Below are 22062 nucleotides of genomic sequence, written 5' to 3' on the forward strand. Positions count from 1 at the left end.
AAGGGTCCTTTTCGTTCTTGCATTGACCTAGGGGGAGAGGCCACTTGCTTGTCCCGGCTGCGCGAACAAAAAAGGTCATAGTAGACGGAACTCATCGGACAAAGGCGCCCGAGGAGACCTGGGAATGGATTAAGCCGGTGTTGCCCAGAGTGGGCATCACCAGGATTGCCGACGTAACCTGGCTGGATACCATCGGCATTTCAGTCTATCAGGCTATACGGCCCAACAGCTGGTCGCTGTCGGTTTCTCAGGGAAAAGGCGTCACTCCATTGCTCGCGCGAATCTCCGCAGTCATGGAGGGCATTGAGGTATGGCATGCGGAGCGCCCCGCATTGCCGTCCACGGAGGCCACTGTCGGGGAAATGCGTCCGGGGCTCGGTTATGACCCGGAGGAGCTGACCCTCGCCGAGCGGCACTTCCTGCACGACGACTGCCGCGTGACGTGGCTGCCGGCCCAGAGCGTGGACACCGGGACTCCCACCCATGTGCCGGCGCAACTACTCGTCCTGGACGGACGGGTTTCCCGGACCTGGGAGCCACCCCTGTTCTACCCGAGCAGCAACGGCCTGGCCAGCGGGAACACACTCGACGAAGCGCTGCTGCACGGCATGTACGAGGTGATCGAGCGCGACGCGATCGTCCGGGCGGCGTTCGGCGGCGACGGGTCGCGGCCACAGAAGCTGGACCTGTCCACGGTCGATGCGCCGTCTGTCCGCACCACCCTGGAGCTGTTCGGCGTCGCGGGGGTGAACGTCAGCGTGCGCCGGCTGCCGAGTCAGGTTGCCGTGCCGACCTTCGACGCGATTATCTGGGACGATGCCTTCCCCGTATCGTTTCGTGGGATCGGTTCGCATCTCGACGCCGCGGTCGCGCTTTCCCGGGCGCTGACGGAGGCGGCTCAATCGCGGACGACCGCCATAGCCGGATCGCGCGACGACCTTGGCAAGAAGCCTTACCGATCGACAGGCACGCCGCCGGCGGCGCGACCGTCATACGAGAGTGACCGGCTCGATTTCACCGCCGTGGAATCTGTGTGCATTTCTGACACCGCCGAAGAGGTGCGCGAGGTCACCGGTCGAATCCTGAATTCGACCGGCGCCCCGCCTGTCTACGTGAATCTCACCCGCGACGACATAGGTGTCCCCGTGGCGCTGGCGGTGTGCCCTGGAATGCGATACAAGGCACTTCACTGAACTGTCTCGGAAACGTTGAGAGACGAGGAAAGAGTGCAACGTATTCTTCATGTCGGGCCTACCCTGCCCGGCGCGGCCGATCTGTTGCGCGACACCGGTATAAAAGTGCTGCCGCCGGTCGCCGCCTGCGATCTGCTCCGGAGCGACCTGCGCGCCGGCGACGTCGTAGGCATTATCGACGGCTATTTTCACCAGGTCGGTGCCGTCCGGCACAAGGAGATTCTGCTACTGCTCGACCGCGGCGTTCGTGTCTTCGGCGCGTCGAGCATGGGCGCCCTGCGCGCCGTGGAGCTGCATCCCTTCGGGATGGTCGGGATCGGCGGGATATTCGCCGCATACCGGGACGGTGAGCTGGAGGCCGACGACGAGGTCTGCCTCCTGCACAGCCCGGCTGAGGAGGATTTCCGGCCGCTATCCGAGACGCTCGTGGCGATGAGGGCCACGCTCGCACTGGCGGTCGGGAACGGCGTGTGCGATCAAGCGGAGTGCGACGATCTGGTCAGTGCGTTGTCTCGGCGGCACTTCTCGGATCGGTCCTACGGCCTGCTTCCGTCGCTCGCCACCTCGATAGGGATGCCGGCGGCGCGGGCGGAGGAGCTCATGCGGTACTGCAGAAGCCACCGCCAGGATCCCAAGCGGGACGACGCCTGGGCCCTGATCAAGGTTATGACCGGGATGCCGGAGCGTGACACCACCGCTCCGGTGCTGCCGGAGCGCTGCGCACGGACGAGTTACCTGCACGTCTGGGAGATCGCCGCGGCCGGCCGTGCGGCGGGCGACCCGGGCGCGCGTACGGCCGATATCAACCGGCTGCGAGTCATGCAGCTTATGGGGGAGGACTATCCCCGCCGCTACGAAGAGCTCGTGCTGGAGAGGATCGCGGCAGAATGTCGTGCACAGTGCGGCGATCGAGGAGCCGAGCCGGCCGGCGACACCACGGAGACCGCGCTGCGGCACGGTGCGCACCGGGGCTTCTATCGATGGCCCGGGGGTGCCGCCAAGCTGCCGTTCCTCAAGGAGTGGACTACCGCGGGGGAGAGGTCCCGGCTGTCCGTCCGGGAACAGCTCGTCAGGTTCCTGGTGCGTAGCTATCGCTGGGGCCCGGGAGTGCTGCCGGACGAGGCGGCGCTGGCCTGGGCTCGGACGCAGCCCGCCTGGGCGAACGCCGGAGACCTCAACGACCGGGCCTGGGAGATCAACGACAGGATCACCGCACAGCGGGACGGTCTCAGCATCGCAGCGATCAACGACGATCTTGTGCTAGACATGGTGGCCACATGCTGGGAGACCACGCGCGAGGACTTGCCTCTGGCGGCCCTGGACCGCGGTCTCGGCGCCGTCGACAGCGTGATCGCGGCGGCCAAGCCGTACTACCTCTTCTTCCGGTATGGCGACGGCACTTCCCTTCGGTCCGACGATGGCACTCACGGCGCGCACCTGTCGCACAGGTGACGCCTCCGGCCCTGGTCACCCGGCTGGTGCCGGGAACCAGCCGCCACGGGTTCTACCGAAAACGGCACCACCGCAGTAACCACATAACAGTTGGCCCCGGAATCGGACGGCGGCCGCCGCTACGAAAGGAAGATCCATGATCAAGACGACTGGTACGCCCTCGGACGCCGAACTCGACGAGATCTTTTCCGGTGGCAGGCGCGCCGAGGAGATCGCCAAGTACTACGTGACCAACGAGGTGAGCGCCTCGGTCGAGGACCTCATCGACGGCTAAGTCCGGCTCATCCGAGTCCGGTCCGACGACCGAGCCGAGGTGCGGGCACTGACCATCATGGCGGCCCGCTGGTGCCAGGGCGCGACTGAGCGCGCCCTGGCACCTCCACTCCGGATTGAGAGAGGTCGCCATGACAACGACGAGAACGACGGTCGCGCCCGCCGGCGGTGACGCCATCGGGGCGGCGGTCCAGGCGTGTCACCGCGCAGGGTCCTATGCCGGGATCGCCCATGCGGTGCTCGAGCGCGACGACGGGATGCTGACCGTCAACGACGCCGCGGTCTACCTGTCTGAGGACACCACCTGGTCCGAGGTCGAGCGGCGTGCCCCGCTGGCGGCTACCGGGATGGTCCTCGACCTCGGTTGCGGAGCCGGGCGGCATGCACGGGCGCTGATGCGGCGGGGACTCGACGTCCGCGGCGTCGACAACTCGCCCGGTATGGTCGCCGTGGCCCATTCCCTCGGCGTTGATGTCGAACTCGCCGATCTGGGCGCGCTCCCCGCCGAGCTGGGCACCTTTGACACCTTCCTGTTGCTGGGCGGCAACCTCGGTCTGTTGGGCAGCCGCGCCGCGGGTCGTCACATCCTCTCCTCGCTGACCCGGCTGGCACGGTCCGGCGCCCGGATAATCGGGACCGGAATAAACCCGTACCGCCTCACCCACGCCGCCCACCAGCGGTACGGCGAAGGCAACGTCGCCGCCGGCCGGATGTTTGGTCAGTACCGGATGCGGGCCCGCTTCGAGGATGTCAGCAGCGACTGGTTCGACTTGCTCTTGCTCTCCCCGCAGGAGCTGGGCGGACTGGCCGAGGGCACCGGCTGGACGCTCTGCGACCTCGACGAGGACGACGCCTTTCCGATGTACACGGCCACCCTCCGACTGGGCTGACCAACGTAAGCGGCGGTTGTCAAGCTCGGCTGGTCAGGGTGGTTGACCAGGGGTTTGGCGTTGTCGGCTTGGTTGGGCTTGGGTGTTTCACGCTGGTCGGCATGCGGGGGTCGAGCCGGCTGCGGCTGCCCGACGTCGAGTGGACGGTGTCGCCGCCGCGACGCTCACCGGCGGCGCCCCATCAGGAACGCCTGGGGGCTCTTCTCGTAGCCCTCCGGCTCGCGGACCAGGCGCGCGTGCACCGTGAACCCGGCGTCGGCCAGCTGCGCGGCGATCCGCTCCGGGGGCAGCCAGTGCACGTCGTAGGAGACGACGTGCCCGTACGCCTGCTCCAGTCGGATGCGCCGGTCACCCGCCTTGAACGCGAGCAGCAGCTCGCCGCCCGGGGCCAGCACCCGGTGGAACTCGGCGAACACCCCGGGCAGCAGCTCCGGCGGCAGGTGGATGATCGAGTACCAGGCGACCAGGCCGGCGAGGCCGCCGTCGGGCAGCGGCAGGTCGGTCATCGAGCCGACGGCGACGCGCAGCCCCGGCCAGGCGTCGCGGGCCACCGCGACCATCCCCGGGGACAGGTCGATCCCGGCGACGTCCAGGCCCAGGTCGCGCAGGTGTGCGGTGATCCGCCCGGTGCCGCAGCCGACCTCGACGACCGGCCCGGCGGCGCCGACCGTCTCGGCGTACGCGGCCAGCATCGCCCGGTCCAGCGGCCCGCCCGCTCCCTCCACGTGATCGATCAGCCGGGCGTAGTCGACGGCCACCGTGTCGTACGCCGCCCGGGTCTCCCGCAGCCAGCTCGGCTCCCCCATGATCGGCGACCCTACCCGGCCTGCCCACCTCGCCATGTCGCCGACATTGCCGTATCCACCTACTCCGGATACCCCCATGCCGCCGACCTGGTGTCGATCATCGCTCCCAAGAGTGACCCCGACGCGCACCCCGACCCGGACGCCGCCGCAGCTCGTGCAGGTGCTGCTCCTTGTGCTGGCGAACCATCTCGTTCCACACCTCCTGGTCGAAGTCGGGGTCGGGCGGGATCCACCGGTGCGAGTTGTCGCTGTAGTGGAAGCGCTCGTCGCCGGGTCGGATCAGGCTCACCGGACCCACCCCAGGAACCGTCGGTGCAACGTCCCGGCCGGCATCCAGAACAGGTCCTCGGCGGCCGAGACGAGATACGAGCCCATATAGAGGCCGAGCGAAACGGGAGTGCCGTCGAACGCCGCCCGCAGTTCCTGTCGGCGCGTCTCGCACGGCCACGGCGCATCGCAGCCACCGCACGTCCCCAGTGGAAGGACCGGCCCGTGCGTCGTCATCGTAGACCGTCCAGGAAGCGCCTGGTCGCGGCGCGCGCCAGGCAACGCGCGGCCCAGTCGGCCTGATAACAGGGGTACGGCACCAGCCGCGCCCACCACCAGCGACAGCCGCAACAGAGGCCGTCGAGTCCGGGCAGATGGACCGCGAGGATCTGCCGCGACTGCTCCTCGTTCACTCATGCTCCTCCCCTGGCCAGTGACCCCGTGACAGCGGAATCCGATGACGAGCCCGACACGGCAACTCGGCACCACAGCGGCAGATCCGTCGCCACCGCCGCCACGACCAGACCGGCCGGTGCCGGCGGGCGAAGGTCAACGCCGCCGCGAGCAGGTACTCGTCGTACGACACACGCTTGGGCATCCGGCCCTCCGCCGACGATCAAGAGGTTTGCGTCAGAGTCGATCTCTGGCCTGACGCAAACCTCTTGGTCATCGCGTCCGGCGGTCAGACCGGCAGAACCGAGTTCAGCAAACACCGCACACGGATCGGTTGTCAATCTGTAAGTGACAATCGTAAAGGGCGTGTCGCGCCTACCTTCAGTCCGTGAAGCGACCGCGCTTGTACGGGCCTGGCGAGTTGGCCGCCCTGTTCGGCGTTACGCGTCAGCGGGTTCTGCAGATCACCCGCAGGCCCGGCTTCCCCGAACCCGTCGCCCGCCTGATCGGGATGACGGTCTGGGACGCCGACGAGGTGGACGAGTGGGCCCGGCACAACAGACCGCCCCGCCCCACAGAGGGCGACGAGGACCGCTGATCCGCCGGCCGCGTCACGCGAACCAGGTGATCCCCTGCCCGTGCCCCCGGGTCCAGGCGAGCGGCGTCCCGTCCAGCGCCAGCACGTGGTGCAGCGCGTCGCCCGGCGGTTCCGGCAGCCCCGCGTAGGGCAGCACCTCCGGGGCCTCGTTCGCGACCCAGTGGCCGGGCAGCTCGCGTACCAGTGCGGCGAACGCCTGCCGCCGCGGCGCCGGCACCAGGTAGAGCACGGAGGTGTGGAACACCACCAGCGTCGCGTCGGCGGGTGCCCGCGCGGCCAGCGCGGGCAGGTCGTCCACCAGGTCGCCGCGTACCAGCAGTGGCGGCTCGGCCGCGGCGACGGCCGCCGCCGCTCGCAGCCGGGCGCGGCGGTGCGCGTGCTCCGGCCAGATGAGGGCGTCGAGCCACGCGACGTCCGCGGGATCGGTCACGTCGAGCGGGTTCAGGTCGAGCCCCGCCCGCCACACCACCTGCGGTACGCCGCCCGGCGGCGGCACGCCGGTCGCCGCGCAGTCGAGAACCGGCTCGCCGGAGCCGACCAGGTGATCGCCGTAACGGTAGGCGTACCGGTCGGGATACAGGCACAGCCCGGCGGACGCGCCGACCTCCAGCAGCGCGAGCGGCTGCGGCAGCGCGGCGAGCACCGGCAGCAGCACGGCGCACCGGCCGGCCTCGTTGGTCTGCGTGACGCGGACGCGTAGCTGCGCCTCGACCGCCGGCCAGTTCGCGAGCGTGTACTCGCGGAACGCGCCTGGCTCGTCGACCGGGCCGCCGAGGAACCGGACGACGCCGAACAGCACGTTCGGCTGCCACTTGGCCGGCGGGAGCGTACCGAGCAGGGCCAGCAGCTCGTCGTCGCGGGAGACCGCGAGCGACAGCCGTTCGTACGCGGGCGAGACGCCGCGCGTCTCGCGCCTGGCGAACTCGATGAACCCCGCGGCGATCGTCATGCCTGGATCGTCGCAGTCATCGCCGACGCCGAACAGCCTCGACGCGGCAGGTCACACGTGAACGACGGCGACCCGCTGCTCCTTGGGCCGGTCCGGCTCGTCGACCAGCCTGCTCAGGTCATCCGGATCGCTGGTCAACAGCACCACCGGGCGGGAGAGTTCCAGGGCGGTCGCCGCGACCAGCGCGTCGATCGCGCGCCGGTGCCCGGACAGCCCCGCCTCCCCGAGCAGTTCGCCGGCACGTCGGCCGAGTTCCGGGCTCACCGGCGCCACCGTGATCCGCGACAGGACCCGATGGACGGCCGCGTCGCGGGGGCCACCCCGGAGCACCTCGGTCAGGGTCACGGCGCTGACGACGACCCTGGCGCCGCGCTCGTGCGCGATCTGGAGGAACGCACGAACCCGCTGATCTCCCGCCGAGAGCTTGACCAGTCCTTCGCTGTCCAGGACGAGCGCGCCGCCCGCACCTACCGGGCGTCTGGCCACGAATTCCTCGCCTCGGTCAGTGCCTCGTCGGAGATCGGCCCGTACTCCCCCTCCAGCAACTCCGCGAGTTCCCCGAGGAGATCCAACTCGAGCTGCCGGGCCACGGCCTCGGTGACGTACTGGCTGAACTCGCCACGCCCGACCCGCTGCTGCACGGCGGCCGTGAGGTCTTCGGGCATCGACACGCTCACCTTGCGGGCGCGACCGCCCAACCGGAGCCGCCGACCTCGCTCGCGCGCACCGCCGGCCAGTAGCCGCTCCGCCTCAGCCCTGAACTCCGGCGAAGCCTTCCCCATGTCGTGGATCGCATCGAGCATCTCCGACATCAAACGGGAGAGTTCCGTGGACCCGGGAGATTCTGCGGCGTCCTCCTCGGACGACGGATACGGAGGAAGAGGTTCGGCGCTCACGAGTCGATGCTACCGCCGGTGGCAACGACATCCAAGCAAGATGACGGGCGACCGCCCGCCCCTCTCCAGGGGTCGGGCGGTCGCCGTCATTCAGTGCAGGTCAGCTGCAGCCGCTGGTGGAGCCGCAGCCCTCGCAGACGTAGCAGCTACCGGCCGGTCGCATCTTCGTACCGCAGGTGAAGCACAGCGGCGCGTCCGCGGCCTTGCCCAGGACGGCCTCCAGCAACTCGGTGCTGGAACCCACCGACGGGGCCGGCTTGGTGGCGGCGGCGTCCGCCACCTCCCGCGCGGGCTGGACGACCGCGCCGGCCTTCGGCTCCTCCGGCTTGGCCTCGACCGGTGCGGAGGCGGCCATCGCGGTGAGGTCCGCACCGTTCGCCTCCGCCTCCGCCTCGGCCGCAAGCTGCGCGGCCCGCTCCTTGGCGGTGAAGATGCCCAGCTCCGCGCGGCGCTCGTACGGCAGGAAGTCCAGGGCCAGGCGACGGAAGATGTAGTCCATCACCGAGGCGGCCATCCGCACGTCCGGGTCGTCGGTCATGCCGGCCGGCTCGAAGCGCATGTTGGTGAACTTGCTGACGTACGTCTCCAGCGGGACGCCGTACTGGAGACCGATGGAGATCGCCACCGAGAAGGCGTCCATCACGCCCGCCAGGGTCGAGCCCTGCTTGGACATCTTGAGGAAGACCTCGCCGAGGCCGTCGTCCGGGTACGACGACGCGGTGAGGTAGCCCTCGGCGCCGCCGACGGAGAAGGAGATCGTCTCCGACGGCCGCTTCTTCGGCAGCCGCTTGCGCACCGGCCGGTACTCGACGACCCTCTCGACCACCTTCTCGACCTCGGCGGCCGGGGTCTCGACGGCCTTGGTCTTCTTGGCCGCCGACAGCGGCTGGCCGACCTTGCAGTTGTCCCGGTAGATCGCCAACGCCTTGAGGCCGAGCTTCCAGCCCTCGAAGTAGATCTTCTCGACGTCCTCGACGGTCGCCTGCTCCGGCATGTTGACCGTCTTGGAGATGGCGCCGGAGATGAACGGCTGGACGGCCGCCATCATCCGCACGTGACCCATCGGCGCGATGGACCGCTCGCCCATGGCGCAGTCGAAGACCGCGTAGTGCTCCGGCTTGAGGCCGGGGGCGTCCACGACGTGCCCGTGGTCGGCGATGTGCTCGACGATCGCCTCGACCTGCTCCTCGGGGTAGCCGAGGCTGCGCAGGGCGCGCGGGACGGTCTGGTTGACGATCTGCATCGAGCCGCCGCCGACAAGCTTCTTGAACTTGACCAGCGCCAGGTCCGGCTCGACGCCGGTGGTGTCGCAGTCCATCATCAGGCCGATGGTGTTGTGGCTCACGAAGCCCGACGCCACGTAGGTGACGTTCGCCGGCACCGACAGGTCGTAGGTCGGCTGGACGCCGCCGTCCTCGTTCGCCGCGACCCTCTCGAACAGGTACCCGAGCGCCTGGCCGAGCCGGGCGTCGCCGGTCTCGGCGAAGAGTCGAACCGCAACCGCCCGAGGCACGCCGCCGGTCCTGCGCAGCGACTGCAGCACCGCGTCGCGCAGCTCGTGCCCGGCCGGCACCAGCAGGTCCCACACCTGCGCGGACAGGTGGATCCGGTCCCGGTTGCCCGTCTGGGCCGGCTCGGTGACCAGCAGGCGCGCCTTCCGGTCACCGACGAAGCCGACGATCTCGTCAAACGCGATCGCGTGCTCCACGTTGCGCAGCCGGACCTGCCACATGTCCGAGCCCATGCCGCTGGTCGTACGCCGGGTGGTCGTCGCCATCCCGAGGGCGAGTAGCACGGTACGCACCTCGGCGGCGAAGGACTCGCTCGAGGTGGACACCGACGGCACCCCGCCCGCGACCGTCCCGTCGGCCTCGAAGAGACCGCGCAGGAAGCCCGCGTACACCGTGACGTCGTTGGACTCCAGGATCGCCGACGGCACCCGGGGCGACCAACCCTTGCCCGTGTGGTCGGCGTCCGGAAGCGTCTTGGCGAAGCCGGCCGCCTGCCACCACCGGGCCAGCCGCACCGACTGCAGGGTCACCTCGTGGTAACCGGCCTGTGCCGTCACCACCGGCTCCAGGCCGAAGAGCGCCTTGCCGAGGACCCGGAGCCGCTCGACGACATCGAGGTCGGTGTCGGCGACGCAGAAACGGACGCCCTTGGCGTGCAGGCTGCCGTCGCCCATGAAGTAGCCCACCAGCTCGGCCAGGTCCCCGTCGACCGCGTCGGGCACATGCAGCCGCCGGTCACCGGCGTAGTACGCCTGGTCGAGCACCGGCAGCGGCACCCGCCGCGGCTCGCCGACCAGCGTGCCGAGCTGGATCGGCACGAGATCGCCCGGGTTGACCTCCGCCATCCGCCTCCACACCCACTCACCGGTCTGCTGATCGACCACCTTGATCCGGTGGGCCAGGGTGCCCTGAATCGAGTAACCGCCCTCGGTGACCACGCGGCGGGTCGGCTCCTCGCCGTTGACGAAGAACTTGGTGGCGCGTCGGGCCCCCTCGTCGGTGGACACCTGCATGTCGATGTCCTGCCAGCGGTCGCCGTAGACGTCGCCGATCTCGCCGAGGCGCATCAGCCCACGGTCGGTAGTGACCAGCGTGTCCGGAGTGAGGCAGCCGGTCGGGGCGAGCACGCTGGCCTGCGAGTTCCGCCAGCCGAACTTGTCACCGATCTTGTTGCCCTGCGTCCACTGCTTCGTGGCCTCCCGCTGGATGGCGGTGGCCACGGTGCCGGCCGGCTTGATCCCGTCGTTGGCGGCGGCGTGCTTGCGCATGACCCGCTTGTGCGGCTCCGCGTTGCGGGCGTAGCCGTCGTACGGGCCGACGACGCCAGCCAACTCGGCGGAACGGCGGTACGCGGTGCCGGTCATCAGCGAGGTGATGGCGGCGGCCAGCGAGCGGCCCTGGTCCGAGTCGTACGGCAGGCCGGAGGCCATCAGCAGCGCGCCGAGGTTGGCGTACCCGATGCCGAGCTGCCGGTACGCGCGGGTGGTCTCGCCGATCTTCTCGGTCGGGAAGTCGGCGAAGCAGATGGAGATGTCCATCGCGGTGATGACGAACTCGACGCTCCTGACGAACTTCTCCACCTCGAAGCCCCCGTCGGCGCGGAGGAACTTCATCAGGTTGAGCGAGGCCAGGTTGCACGAGGAGTTGTCCAGGTGCAGGTACTCCGAGCACGGGTTCGACGCGGTGATCCGCCCGGTCTCCGGGCAGGTGTGCCAGTCGTTGATGGTGTCGTCGTACTGCAGGCCCGGGTCGGCGCACTCCCACGCGGCGTGGGAGATGGTGCGGAACAGCTTCCTGGCGTCGATCGTCTCGATGGTCTGCCCGTCGAGCCGGCCGCGCAGGTCGAAGCCGCCGCCGTTCTCCACCGCGTTCATGAACTCGTCGGAGACGCGCACCGAGTTGTTGGCGTTCTGGTACTGCACGCTGACGATGTCGGCGCCGCCGAGGTCCATGTCGAAGCCGGCGTCCCGCAGCGCGCGGATCTTGTCCTCCTCGCGCGCCTTGGTGACCACGAACTCCTCGATGTCCGGGTGGTCCACGTCGAGGATGACCATCTTGGCCGCGCGCCGGGTGGCCCCGCCGGACTTTATGGTCCCCGCGCTCGCGTCGGCGCCGCGCATGAAGCTGACCGGGCCGGAGGCGGTGCCGCCGGAGGAGAGCAGCTCCCGGGAGGAGCGGATCCGGGACAGGTTCACGCCGGAGCCGGAGCCGCCCTTGAAGATCAGCCCCTCCTCCTTGTACCAGTCGAGGATCGAGTCCATCGAGTCGTCGACGGCCAGGATGAAGCAGTTGTGCACCCGCAGGTTGCCGGCCAGGAACTCGCCGCTCTCGGTCTGGATGTCGTAGACCTCCATCGCCCCGAGCGGCTCGACGCGGTCGATCTCCAGCCGCTTGGTGTCGGCGGCCGGCCGGCCCGGCATGGCGAAGCTCGCGTCAAGCTTGGCCATCTTCTCGGCGCCGACGAATCCGATGTGGGTGGCGAAGAGATCCCGGTCGCCGTCGTTCTGGATCCGCACCGACCAGCAGCCCTTGCGGTCCGGGCGCGGGTCGGCCTTGTACCCGACGCGGGCAAAGATTCCGAATCGCAGCAGCAGGCTCTGCACGCCACGGATCAGCTTCTCGGAGATCATGTCCACGGCCACGAGCGTCGAGCTTTCGCGCGCCGAGACGTAGCCCTCGGCCTGGAAGATGCTGCGCAGGTACGCCGCGACGACCGGCAGCGGCGCCGTGAGGAGCGGCTTCGGCACCTCCATGTCCACGCCGCGGGTGAGCAGGCCCCACTTTTCCACGAACGGGCGCAGGTGCTCGCCGTAGAGGCGGGTACGTCGACAGTCCAGCTCGTCGCTCTGCGTAACCACCGCGCGCTCGTGCCGGTGCGCGTCGGCGAACACCTCGTCGAGCGCGCCGGTGACCCAGTCCGACTCGTCGTCGTTGACCGTCATCGCCTCGATCGTCAGCGACCGGTTGGTGCCCTCGTCGTACTGACCCACGAACCCGTCCGACTGCAGCCAGCCGGCGAGCGCGGCCTCCCGGATCTCCCGCAGGCTGATCTCGTCCTCGCCGTAGGCGTACGTGCGGTGCCACTCCAGCTTGTCGCCGGGCTCCAGCGTGCCGGCCTCGACCCACCGGCCCGTGCCCTGGCCCGTGCTCTTCCACACCACGTGGTCCGGGGTGACGTCGAGCGTGTAGCCCGCCTTCGTGTGCAGCCGGATGACCTCGCGCACCCCGTTGGCCTTGACGGCGACGATCCGGGTCAGGCCGTTGCCGTCGTACACCTTGGCCCCGACGGCGTTGTCCTCGACCAGCTTGCCGATCGGCACGAGGCCGCTCGGAGTGCTGACCAGAGAGTCGTACGGTAGGCACGCGCTGACCTGCTGCGGCGAGGGCGTGCCCACGTTGAACCAGACCGGCGAGTTGAAGCTGAACACCTGGTGCAGCAGCATCCAGGTCAGCTCGTGCGCGAACACCTCGGCGTCGGCCGGGGTGGCGAAGTAGCCGTGCTCCTCGCCGGCCGTGCGGTAGGCGCTGACCACCCGGTCGATCAGCTGCTTGAGCGACCACTCCCGCTCCGGGGTGCCCACCGCGCCCCGGAAGTACTTGGTGGTCACGATGTTGGCCGCGTTGATGCTCCAGGCCTCGGGGAACTCGACCCCGCGCTGCTCGAAGTTGATCGAGCCGTCCCGCCAGTTCGTCATCACGACATCGCGACGCTCCCACGTCACCTCGTCGTACGGGTGGACCCCCTGGGTCGTCCACACCCGCTCGACCTTGAGTCCCGCGCCGGCCTTCGCCCGCGACCGACTTGCTGTCACGCCGTCCCCCGCCATGTCATCCGCCCCCTCGTCTGCGCGGTCACCCACCGCGCGTCCCACTGTCAGAAACCAGAAAAATCAATTGGTACGCCCGGCGGCCCCCGCCGCCTCGGCGTGGCCCTCCGCCCCGGCGCCCTCCCGGGCACGGGCGGCGGCGCGCAACGTCTCGATCTCGCGCTCGAAGTCCGCGAGGGAGTCGAACGAGCGGTAGACACTGGCGAAGCGCAGGTACGCCACCTCGTCCAGGTCCCGCAGCGGGCCTAGGATCGCCAGCCCCACCTCGTGGCTGGGGAGCTCGGCGGCCCCCTTGGCCCGGACGGTCTCCTCGACCTTCTGGGCCAGCAGGGCGATCGAGTCCTCGTCGACCGGCCGCCCCTGGCACGCCTTGCGCACCCCACCTATGATCTTGGTGCGGCTGAACGGCTCGGTCACCCCGCTGCGCTTCACCACCGCGAGCACCGCCTCCTCGACGGTGGTGAACCGCTTGCCGCACTCCGGGCACGCCCGCCGCCGGCGGATCAACTGGCCGTCGTCGGCCTCCCGCGAGTCGACCACCCGCGAGTCGGCGTGCCGGCAGTAGGGGCACCGCATCGCCAGACCTCCTTCATCGACGGCGGGCGGTACCGGCCGCCCTCGGGCACGCCGAACCGCGGCGCCGACCCCGCGCGGGGATCGCCACCGGGTGCGGTAGCGGGAAGTGCGGTCGGTAGTTGAACCCAACCTGTAGGCGACTTACGCCCATGTGACTACTACATCTAGGGGTCGACCGTAGGCGTCCGGCGAACCGAGGTCAAGTTGAACGGCGTGTCCGGCGAGTCGCCAGGATCACGTCCGCTCTTCTCCCCTCCGCTCGCCGCCGAAACCCCCAACGCGGCACGACTGCCCCCGGACACGCCCGCCGGACCGGCCGATCACAACCGGACACGGCACCCCGGATCTCGAACTGATGTACGAGAGCCGCGTACCATTTACCAGAACAGGCGTTCGGATATCTCGCTTTTCCGGTCCGACACGCCGAAGAACGTCGTACAGATGTTTGAAAATGACCGATCTCACCTATACGGTCAAGAACAACCGCGCCGGCGAGCCACCGCCGGAACGGTCGCACACCCTTTCGCACGCACCACGAGCCGCCGGGGCATCCGAGCGCCGACCAGGGAGGACGGACGTGACCGAGGACCGGGCCAGCCGGCCGAAGAACCCGCAGCAGAGCGCCGAGGCGGGTCCCCCGGCCGCTCGGCGTCCCCGCGCCGCCCGCAGCCGCACGGGCCAGCCCGCCGTGCGCCCGGTCACCCCCGTGGTCAGCTCGTTCCCCGACCCGGCCGCGATCGACCTCACCGCCCGCCAGCGCCGCATCCTGGAGTTCATCCGCACCTGGGTCGAGCGGCACGGTTACCCGCCGAGCGTCCGCGAGATCGGCGAGGCCGTCGGCCTGGTCTCCCCGTCCAGCGTCGCCTACCAGCTCAAGGAGCTGGAGAAGAAGGGCTTCCTGCGCCGCGACCCGAACCGCCCGCGCGCGGTGGACGTGCGAACCCCCGGCGACGCGCTCGACGACGAGGCGCGCCGTTCCCAGCGGCCCACCCCCGCGTACGTGCCGATGCTGGGCCGGATCGCCGCCGGTGGGCCGATCCTCGCCGAGCAGGCGGTGGAGGACGTCTTCCCCCTCCCCCGCGAGCTGGTCGGCGAGGGCGAGGTCTTCATGCTCCAGGTCAAGGGCGACTCGATGCTCGACGCCGCGATCTGCGACGGCGACTGGGTGGTGGTCCGGCAGCAGCCGACCGCCGACTCGGGCGAGATCGTCGCCGCGATGCTCGACGGCGAGGCGACCGTGAAGACCTACCGGCGCCGGGACGGTCACGTCTGGCTGATGCCGCAGAACCCGGCCTTCGACCCGATCCCCGGCGACGACGCCACCATCATGGGGCGGGTCGTCGCGGTCCTGCGCCGGATCTGACCGCCTGCGAGCGCAGCGCGATCTTGCACTTCGCGCCCAGGCGAGCCGGGCAGATGGTTCATACCGGGGGTCGAAAGTGCAAGATCGCCGGGGGCGGGGTGCCGGTCAGTGCCGGTCGCCCCGGTGCCCACGGCCCGGAGGCGGGCCGTAGCCCCCCCGGCCGTCGTCCCAACCGCCATCGCCCGGCCGTCCCGGGCGTGGGTCCCGCGGGCCCGCCGCGCGCGGCGGCTCGGGCCGGCCACCACCGTAGGCCCCACCGCCGCCACCGGGCTGTCCGCCCCGGGCGGGACGGCCACCCGCCGGAGGCCGGGCCGCGGGCTGGCCGCCGCCGTACACGCCGCCGCCCGCGGGCCGACCACCGCCGTAGACGCCCCCGCTCTCGGGACGGCCGCCGCCGGCTGGCCGGCCGCCCTGGGGGCCACCGGCAGGTCGGCCACCGCCGTACACCCCGCCCGACGCGCCCCGGGCGGGGCCGGGGCCCGCCGCGGCGCCGCCGTAGCCGCCGCCGGCCGCCCCGCCGTACACACCGCCACGCCCGCCGTCACCGTCCGGGGAACCGTCGCGCCTGCGGGGAGGCTGGTCGGGGTAACGGCCGCCCGCGCCGCCGTCCCACTCGGCCGGGTCGGCGCCGCCCTTCGGGTCGGCTGCCGGGCGCCTGCGGGCCCGCAGGATGCCGACGACACCCGCGCCCACCATGAGCGCGCCGATCACGCCGACGGCCGCGATCAGATAGGTGATCTCGTTCAGGCTCAGTCCCTCGATCCAGGACTTCTGCGCCGTCGGCTTCGGCGGGCCGCCGTCGTCGCCGGCCAGCGCCTCCGCCCCCTTCGTCGAGGGGGTGTAGGCCAGGATCTCGATGGGATCGTCCTCGGCCAGCTCGCCGCCGTCGGAGACGGTGACGAACGACTTGCCGTCGGTGGTGTACGAGATCGCCTCACCGAACGGATCCGTCAACTGGGTGACCTTGGGCTTGCCCTTGGTCAGCGCCCCGACGATGTCCCCGCCGGCGACGTCGTACTCGAAGGCGTCCGCGTACGTGCGCAGCACCACCCTGCTGCCGTCCGGCGAGCGGGCCGCGCCGGTGATGGCGACCCGGCCGATGGTGTTGAGCAGGTTCGGGGTGTTCGTCTTCGGCAGCGAGACCTCGCCGACCTTGGTCATCGGGACCGGGTCGGTGTCCCCGCTCTTCAGCTTCCCGGACGGGGTGAAGATCTCGGCCTTGCCGCTGGCGACCTTGGTGATGATCAGCGGCTTGTTGTCGTCGCCGATCAGCAGCGCCTCGGCGTCGTGCGGCTTGCCCTCGGGGTACGAGAGACGGTGCAGCACCGGCCTCTCCGAGCCGTCGACCGGCATGCTCCACACGGCCACCCGCTCGCGCCGCTGGGTGCTGGTGATGTTGTCCCCCGTGTCGGCGATCCAGAGCGTCTCGCCGTCCGGGGACAGCGCCAGGTCCTCGGTGTCGAAGGGGCCGTTGCCCGAGTACCGGACCGGCTCCTTCGCCGGCTTGCACTTGCTGTCGAGGAAGAAGACCCGCTTACGCGCCTCGATCTGCGACGAGTCGTTGACGACGATGTAACCGCTCTTCGTGGCCACCAGGCCGGAGAGCTCCCGCAGCCGTTCGTCGGTCACCGTGCAGCGCTTCTTGCCGGGCTCGGGCGCGGCCCCCGCGGCGGGGGCGGCCAGGGCGACTCCGGGAACCGCCACGGTCGCCCCGAGCACGCCGAGGGCAACCGTGACCGTGACCGAGGAAACAGCGCGGCGCATGGGGTCAGTGTCGCATGCCGGGATTACCGCCACGTTCCGCCGGGACATCGACCCCGGCGGCCACGGTGCACCGGGTCGTCGGCGACGACCCGGTGCCGCCGGGCGGTCTCACCCGGCGTGGGCGACGAGGCGTTCCTCCGCGGCGTACGGGGCCAACTCGGCGGCGAGCGCCTCGCCGACGCGTACGTGCAGCAGCGTCCCCTCCGGCAGGTGGGCGGCGCTGAGCACCTCGCCCTGCCGGTGCACCCGGGCGACCAGGTCACCCCGGTCGTACGGCAGCACCGCGCGGACCTCCACGGCCGGGCTGGGCAGCCGCTGCTCGATCACCGCCCGCACCTCGTCGATCCCCTGCCCGGAATGGGCGGAGGCGAACACGGCGTCCGGCCAGAGCCGCTTGAGCCGCAGCAGCGTCTCCTCGTCGGCGGCGTCGGTCTTGTTGACCACCAGCAGCTCGGGCAGCCGGTCCGCGCCGACCTCGGCCAGCACCTCGCGGACCGCCCGGACCTGCTCCTCCGGGTCGGGGTGGGTCCCGTCGACGACGTGCACCACCAGGTCCGCGTCGGCGACCTCCTCCAGCGTCGAGCGGAACGCCTCGACGATCTGGTGCGGCAGGTGCCGGACGAACCCGACCGTGTCGGAGAGGGTGTAGACCCGGCCGTCGGCCGCGGTCGCCCGGCGGGTCGTCGGGTCGAGGGTGGCGAACAGGGCGTTCTCCACCAGCACCCCGGCCCCGGTCAGGCGGTTGAGCAGGCTGGACTTGCCGGCGTTGGTGTACCCGGCGATGGCCACCGCCGGGACGGCGTTGCGGGAGCGGCGGGCGCGCTTGGTCTGCCGTACCGTCGTCATGCCCTTGATCTCGCGGCGCAGCCGCGCGATCCGGTGCCGGATCCGGCGCCGGTCGGTCTCCAGCTTGGTCTCACCGGGCCCACGCAGGCCCACGCCGCCGCCGGCGCCGCCGCCGCGGCCGGAACCACCGGTCTGCCGGGACAGCGTCTCGCCCCAACCCCGCAGCCGGGGCAACAGGTACTCCAGCTGGGCCAGCTCGACCTGCGCCTTGCCCTCCTTGCTCTTGGCGTGCTGGGCGAAGATGTCGAGGATCAGGGCGGTGCGGTCGACCACCTTGACCTTGGTGCGCTGCTCCAGGTTGCGCAGCTGGGACGGCGACAGCTCGCCGTCGCAGATCACGGTGTCGGCGCCGGTGGCGAGGACCACCGCGCCCAGGTCGTCGACCTTGCCCCGGCCGATGTAGGTGGCCGGGTCGGGGCGGTTGCGGCGCTGGATCAGCCCCTCGAGCACCTGCGAGCCGGCCGTCTCGGCCAGCGCCGCCAGCTCGGTGAGGGAATTCTCCGCTTCGGCCTGGGTACCCTCGGTCCAGACGCCGACGAGGACGACCCGCTCCAGCCGGAGCTGGCGGTACTCGACCTCGGTGATGTCGGTCAGCTCGGTGGAGAGGCCCGGGACCCGCCGCAACGCCTGCCGCTCCGACAGCTCGTACTCGCCGGTGGTGACGTCGAGCTCGTCGTCCTCGAGGTGAACGTAGGTCTCCTGGTCTCGCAAGCTGTGTCTCCTGTCCGTTGTGTCCCGCGCCGGGTGTTTCTGGCGCGTGTCAGCAATCCTGACATGTGCCAACGCCCGACGCACCCGCTATATGCCCGTCGAATGCATCACCGGAACCGGGGTCGAATGCGGCGCGACCTCGCAGAGCGGGTAGAAATGCGAACGACATGACGACCCAGCGTCGACGGAGGGATCCGCAGTGGCCATCACCCGACTTCCGAGTGCGGGATTCTCGATCACCATCCGGATCGCCGTGCCCGCCGACGCCTCCTCGATCGGCCGGCTGACCACCTCCGTGGGCGAGGCCGGGGCGATCGTCACCGCGCTGGACGTCGTCGACTCCGACCCGACCCACGTGCTGGTCGACCTGACCTGCGACACCGCCGACGCCGGCCACGCCGACCAGGTGGTGGAGGCGCTGACCGCGCTCGACGGGGTGGACGTCCGCAAGGTCTCCGACCGGACGTTCCTGCTGCACCTCGGCGGCAAGATCGAGGTCAGCTCGAAGGTGGCGCTGCGCACCCGTGACGAGCTGTCCCGCGCGTACACCCCCGGGGTGGCGCGGGTGTGCCAGGCGATCGCGGAGAACCCGGCCGACGCCCGCCGGCTCACCATCAAGCGCAACACGGTCGCGGTGGTCAGCGACGGCTCGGCCGTGCTGGGCCTGGGCAATCTCGGGCCGGCCGCGTCGCTGCCGGTGATGGAGGGCAAGGCGGCCCTGTTCAAGCGCTTCGGCGGGGTGGACGCCTGGCCGGTGGTGCTCGACACCCAGGACACCGACGAGATCGTGGCGATCGTCAAGGCGATCGCGCCCGCGTACGGCGGGATCAACCTGGAGGACATTGCCGCGCCGCGCTGCTTCGAGATCGAGGCCCGGCTGCGCGACGCGCTGGACATCCCGGTCTTCCACGACGACCAGCACGGCACCGCGATCTGCGTGCTGGCCGCGCTGACCAACGCGCTGCGCGTCGTGGGCAAGCAGCTGGCGGACGTCCGGGTGGTCGTCTCCGGGGCCGGCGCGGCGGGCACCGCGATCATGAAGCTGCTGCTGCGCCAGGGCGTCGGCGACATCATCGCGTACGACCGGCAGGGCGCGCTGCACCGCGGGATGACCGACCTGAACCCCGCCTGGCAGTGGCTGGCGGAGAACACCAACAAGGAGAACTACTCCGGGGACCTGCCCGGGGCGGTCCGGGGCGCGGACGTGTTCATCGGGGTGAGCGCGCCGAACCTGCTCACCGGCGAGGACATCGCCGCGATGGCCAAGGACGCGATCGTCTTCGCGCTGGCCAACCCGGACCCGGAGGTCGACCCGCGGGAGGCCCGCAAGCACGCCGCCGTCGTCGCCACCGGCCGCTCGGACCAGCCGAACCAGATCAACAACGTGCTCGCCTTCCCGGGCGTGTTCCGCGGCATGCTCGACGCGCACGCCGAGGAGTTCACCGAGGAGATGGCGATCGCGGCGGCCCGGGCCATCGCGGACGTGGTCGGCGAGGACAAGATCAACCCGACGGTCATCGTCCCGAGCGTCTTCGACTCCCGGGTCGCCCCGGCGGTCGCCGCGGCCGTCCGTGCCGCCGCCCAGAACCCGGGGGCCACCCCGCCCCCGGCCGCGGACCCGGGCCCGGCCGACCTCCCGGAGCTGGCCGCCGAGGCGTCCGCCAACCCGTGACCCACCGCACGCCGGCCCCCCGCCGGCCACCGTACGGACAGTTGATCAAGAGGTTTGCGTCATCCGAGGGCCGGATTCCGACGCAAACCTCTTGATCAACGAGGCGGGTCGGGTCAGGGCGGGCCGGGCGGGAGGGGTGGATGGGCTACGTCGACGGGAGGGCAGTCGCGTCCAGGTCGCCGGTGGCCAGCAGGACCGCCGGGCCGGACAGCCAGCACGTGTCGGTCGTCACGGTGACCGTGAGGCGGCCGCCGGGCACGTCGACCGCCACCGTGCCCGTGTCGAGGCCGGCGTCGCGCAGCGCCACCGCACCCACCGCGCACGCGCCCGTGCCGCAGGACAGGGTCTCGGCGGAGCCCCGCTCGTACACCCGCATGAGCGCGTGCGCCGCGGCGCCCTCGACCGGGCCGCCGGGGGCCGTGAACTCGACGTTCACCCCGCTCGGGAAGGCCGCCGGGTCGACGTCGGGGGCCCGGGTGAGATCCAGCGACGCCAGCTCCAGCCCGGCCGGCAGCGCGCAGACCAGGTGCGGGTTGCCGACGTCCACCGCCGTGCCGGGCAGGGTCAGCCCGCCCAGGGTGGCGGTCGCCGTGTCGTACAGCCGGGGGCGGCGCATCTCGACGGCGACGGACTCCCCCTCGACGCGCGCCCGCACGACGCCGGCCCGGGTGGCCACCGGCAGCGCCCCGCCGGTGGGCGTCGCCAGACCGGTCGCCACGAGGTAGCGGACGAAGACCCGGGCGCCGTTGCCGCACATCTCGGCGAACGAGCCGTCGCTGTTCCAGTAGTCCATGAACCACTCGGCCTCGCCGGCCAGGCCGGCGCCCTCGGGGTGCTTCGCCGCCCGGACCACCCGCAGGACGCCGTCCCCGCCCAGCCCGCGCCGCCGGTCGCAGAGCGCGGCCACCAGGCCGGGGGTCAGGTCGAGCGTGCCGTCCGGATCGGGCAGGATGACGAAGTCGTTGCCGGTGCCGTGGCCCTTGGTGAACTCCACGCCCCCATCATTCCGCACCCACCGTGACCAGGCGCAGGGCGGTCTCGGCAAATCCCGGGGCGGCCGGGTCCAGCCAGTGGATCCGCGGGTCGCGGCGGAACCAGGAGCGCTGCCGGCGCGCGAAGCGCCGGGTCGCCCGCACGGTCTCGTCGTGCGCCTCCGCCTCGGTCAGCTCGCCGGCCAGGAGGCGCAGCACCTGCTGGTAGCCGAGCGCCCGGCTGGCCGTCCGGCCCCCGGGCAGGCCCCGGCCGACGAGGTCCCGGGTCTCGGCGACCAGGCCGTCGGCCCACATCCGGTCCACCCGCAGCGCGATCCGCTCGTCCAGCAGCGCGGTGTCCATGTCCACCCCGAGCTGCACCGACGGGTAGTACGGGGCCGGCTCCGGCAGCGACGCGGTGAACGGGGCGCCGGTCAGCTCGATCACCTCCAGCGCCCGCACGATCCGCCGCCCGTTGCCGGGCAGGATGCCGGCCGCCGCCGCCGGGTCCGCCTCCCGCAACCGCGCGTACAGCGGGGCCGGCCCGGCGTCGGCCAACTCCCGTTCGAGCCGTTCGCGCAGCTCCGGGTCGGTGCCGGGGAACTCGAACCGCTCCAGCACCGCCCGCACGTACAGCCCGGAGCCGCCGACCAGCAGCGGCACCTTCCCCCGGGCGAGGATGTCGTCGACCGCCGCCCGCGCCAGCCGCTGGTACTCGGCGACGCTGGCCGGCTCGGTGACCTCCCAGATGTCCAGCAGGTGGTGCGGCACCCCCTGCCGCTCGGCCGGGGTGAGCTTCGCCGTGCCGATGTCCATGCCCCGGTAGAGCTGCATCGAGTCGGCGTTGACCACCTCGCCGTCGAGGGCGTGGGCGAGCGCGACGCTCAGCGCGGACTTGCCGGCCGCGGTCGGCCCGACCACCGCGACGACCGTGCCCGTCACTGCTGCCCTCCGTTCGCGACTGCGGGGCTCGCAAGCTCACTCCTCGCGCTCACAGGGCCCACCTTTCGTTCGCGACTGCGGGGCTCGCAAGCTCACTCCTCGCGCTCACAGGGCCCACCTTTCGTTCGCGACTGCGGGGCTCGCAAGCTCACTCCTCGCGCT

19 protein-coding genes are annotated in these 22062 nt (G+C 71.1%); 7 read left to right on the forward strand and 12 right to left on the reverse strand.

Annotated elements, in window-relative coordinates; genetic code table 11:
• Positions 1-44: 44 nt before the first annotated feature.
• The 4 genes from ACGFIZ_RS09600 (at position 45) to ACGFIZ_RS09615 (ending at position 3808) form a co-directional block, all read left to right on the forward strand.
• Positions 45-1193 carry a YcaO-like family protein gene (locus ACGFIZ_RS09600; RefSeq protein WP_393417508.1) on the forward strand — a complete coding sequence of 383 codons (1149 nt, stop codon included), beginning with the start codon at positions 45-47 and terminating at the stop codon, positions 1191-1193.
• A gap of 33 nt (positions 1194-1226) precedes the next feature.
• Positions 1227-2645, forward strand: coding sequence for a TfuA-like protein (locus tag ACGFIZ_RS09605; protein WP_393417510.1), 1419 nt, complete (start codon positions 1227-1229; stop codon positions 2643-2645).
• Positions 2646-2781: 136 nt separating this feature from the next.
• Positions 2782-2919 carry a hypothetical protein gene (locus ACGFIZ_RS09610; protein ID WP_393417512.1) on the forward strand — a complete coding sequence of 46 codons (138 nt, stop codon included), beginning with the start codon at positions 2782-2784 and terminating at the stop codon, positions 2917-2919.
• Between the two features lie 130 nt (positions 2920-3049).
• A complete protein-coding gene (locus ACGFIZ_RS09615; RefSeq protein WP_393417514.1) occupies positions 3050-3808 on the forward strand; it encodes a class I SAM-dependent methyltransferase in 759 nt (252 codons plus the stop codon).
• Between the two features lie 164 nt (positions 3809-3972).
• Here the strand turns inward: ACGFIZ_RS09615 and ACGFIZ_RS09620 are convergent, their stop codons facing one another.
• The 3 genes from ACGFIZ_RS09620 to ACGFIZ_RS09630 form a co-directional block, all read right to left on the reverse strand.
• Positions 3973-4614 (reverse strand): class I SAM-dependent DNA methyltransferase, encoded by a 642-nt coding sequence (locus ACGFIZ_RS09620; RefSeq protein ID WP_393417516.1) that lies wholly within the window; start codon positions 4612-4614, stop codon positions 3973-3975.
• A gap of 97 nt (positions 4615-4711) precedes the next feature.
• Positions 4712-4903: a hypothetical protein gene (locus tag ACGFIZ_RS09625; RefSeq protein WP_393417518.1), complete on the reverse strand. Its 192-nt coding sequence runs from the start codon at positions 4901-4903 to the stop codon at positions 4712-4714.
• A 211-nt stretch (positions 4904-5114) separates the two neighbouring features.
• Positions 5115-5294: a hypothetical protein gene (locus tag ACGFIZ_RS09630; protein WP_393417520.1), complete on the reverse strand. Its 180-nt coding sequence runs from the start codon at positions 5292-5294 to the stop codon at positions 5115-5117.
• 368 nt (positions 5295-5662) lie between these two features.
• On the opposite strand from ACGFIZ_RS09630, the gene ACGFIZ_RS09635 reads away from it, so the two are divergent.
• Entirely contained in the window at positions 5663-5872 is a 210-nt protein-coding gene (locus ACGFIZ_RS09635; RefSeq protein ID WP_393417522.1) for a helix-turn-helix transcriptional regulator, read from the forward strand.
• A 13-nt stretch (positions 5873-5885) separates the two neighbouring features.
• Here ACGFIZ_RS09635 and ACGFIZ_RS09640 read toward each other — a convergent pair whose 3' ends face one another.
• The 5 genes from ACGFIZ_RS09640 to nrdR all read right to left on the reverse strand — a co-directional run bounded on the left by ACGFIZ_RS09640 (position 5886) and on the right by nrdR (position 13631).
• A complete protein-coding gene (locus ACGFIZ_RS09640) occupies positions 5886-6821 on the reverse strand; it encodes a DUF2332 domain-containing protein (protein ID WP_393417524.1) in 936 nt (311 codons plus the stop codon).
• A 51-nt stretch (positions 6822-6872) separates the two neighbouring features.
• On the reverse strand, positions 6873-7307 hold the full coding sequence (locus tag ACGFIZ_RS09645) for a type II toxin-antitoxin system VapC family toxin (protein ID WP_393417526.1): 435 nt from the start codon (positions 7305-7307) through the stop codon (positions 6873-6875).
• Positions 7289-7717: a hypothetical protein gene (locus ACGFIZ_RS09650; RefSeq protein WP_393417528.1), complete on the reverse strand. Its 429-nt coding sequence runs from the start codon at positions 7715-7717 to the stop codon at positions 7289-7291. The genes ACGFIZ_RS09645 and ACGFIZ_RS09650 overlap by 19 nt, the downstream gene beginning before the upstream one ends.
• 100 nt (positions 7718-7817) lie before the next feature.
• Positions 7818-13040 (reverse strand): adenosylcobalamin-dependent ribonucleoside-diphosphate reductase, encoded by a 5223-nt coding sequence (locus ACGFIZ_RS09655; RefSeq protein ID WP_393417530.1) that lies wholly within the window; start codon positions 13038-13040, stop codon positions 7818-7820.
• 78 nt (positions 13041-13118) lie between these two features.
• A complete protein-coding gene (gene nrdR / locus ACGFIZ_RS09660) occupies positions 13119-13631 on the reverse strand; it encodes a transcriptional regulator NrdR (protein ID WP_393417532.1) in 513 nt (170 codons plus the stop codon).
• 577 nt (positions 13632-14208) lie between these two features.
• On the opposite strand from nrdR, the gene lexA reads away from it, so the two are divergent.
• Positions 14209-14994 (forward strand): transcriptional repressor LexA, encoded by a 786-nt coding sequence (gene lexA, locus ACGFIZ_RS09665; protein ID WP_393417534.1) that lies wholly within the window; start codon positions 14209-14211, stop codon positions 14992-14994.
• A gap of 105 nt (positions 14995-15099) precedes the next feature.
• Here lexA and ACGFIZ_RS09670 read toward each other — a convergent pair whose 3' ends face one another.
• The gene (locus ACGFIZ_RS09670; RefSeq protein WP_393417536.1) at positions 15100-16758 is read right to left on the reverse strand and encodes a hypothetical protein; all 1659 of its coding nucleotides are present in this window, start codon (positions 16756-16758) and stop codon (positions 15100-15102) included.
• 108 nt (positions 16759-16866) lie between these two features.
• Positions 16867-18315: a GTPase HflX gene (gene hflX / locus ACGFIZ_RS09675; protein WP_393417538.1), complete on the reverse strand. Its 1449-nt coding sequence runs from the start codon at positions 18313-18315 to the stop codon at positions 16867-16869.
• Positions 18316-18514: 199 nt separating this feature from the next.
• Here hflX and ACGFIZ_RS09680 point away from each other — a divergent pair, with 199 nt between their 5' ends.
• Positions 18515-19987 carry an NAD-dependent malic enzyme gene (locus ACGFIZ_RS09680; protein WP_393417541.1) on the forward strand — a complete coding sequence of 491 codons (1473 nt, stop codon included), beginning with the start codon at positions 18515-18517 and terminating at the stop codon, positions 19985-19987.
• A 145-nt stretch (positions 19988-20132) separates the two neighbouring features.
• Here ACGFIZ_RS09680 and dapF read toward each other — a convergent pair whose 3' ends face one another.
• Complete coding sequence (dapF, locus tag ACGFIZ_RS09685) at positions 20133-20981, reverse strand: diaminopimelate epimerase (protein ID WP_393417544.1); 849 nt, start codon at positions 20979-20981, stop codon at positions 20133-20135.
• 7 nt (positions 20982-20988) lie between these two features.
• Positions 20989-21900, reverse strand: coding sequence for a tRNA (adenosine(37)-N6)-dimethylallyltransferase MiaA (miaA, locus tag ACGFIZ_RS09690; RefSeq protein ID WP_393417546.1), 912 nt, complete (start codon positions 21898-21900; stop codon positions 20989-20991).
• Positions 21901-22062: the final 162 nt, after the last annotated feature.

The organism is Micromonospora sp. NPDC048830, from assembly GCF_043198215.1.
Lineage (GTDB): Bacteria > Actinomycetota > Actinomycetes > Mycobacteriales > Micromonosporaceae > Micromonospora.

Bases quoted from the DNA above. Each gene is read 5' to 3' on its own strand.
- ACGFIZ_RS09620 (WP_393417516.1), bottom strand. From the start codon at position 4,614: ATGGGGGAGCCGAGCTGGCTGCGGGAGACCCGGGCGGCGTACGACACG.
- ACGFIZ_RS09610 (WP_393417512.1), top strand. From the start codon at position 2,782: ATGATCAAGACGACTGGTACGCCCTCGGACGCCGAACTCGACGAGATC.
- ACGFIZ_RS09640 (WP_393417524.1), bottom strand. From the start codon at position 6,821: ATGACGATCGCCGCGGGGTTCATCGAGTTCGCCAGGCGCGAGACGCGC.
- nrdR (WP_393417532.1), bottom strand. From the start codon at position 13,631: ATGCGGTGCCCCTACTGCCGGCACGCCGACTCGCGGGTGGTCGACTCG.
- ACGFIZ_RS09615 (WP_393417514.1), top strand. From the start codon at position 3,050: ATGACAACGACGAGAACGACGGTCGCGCCCGCCGGCGGTGACGCCATC.
- ACGFIZ_RS09670 (WP_393417536.1), bottom strand. From the start codon at position 16,758: ATGCGCCGCGCTGTTTCCTCGGTCACGGTCACGGTTGCCCTCGGCGTG.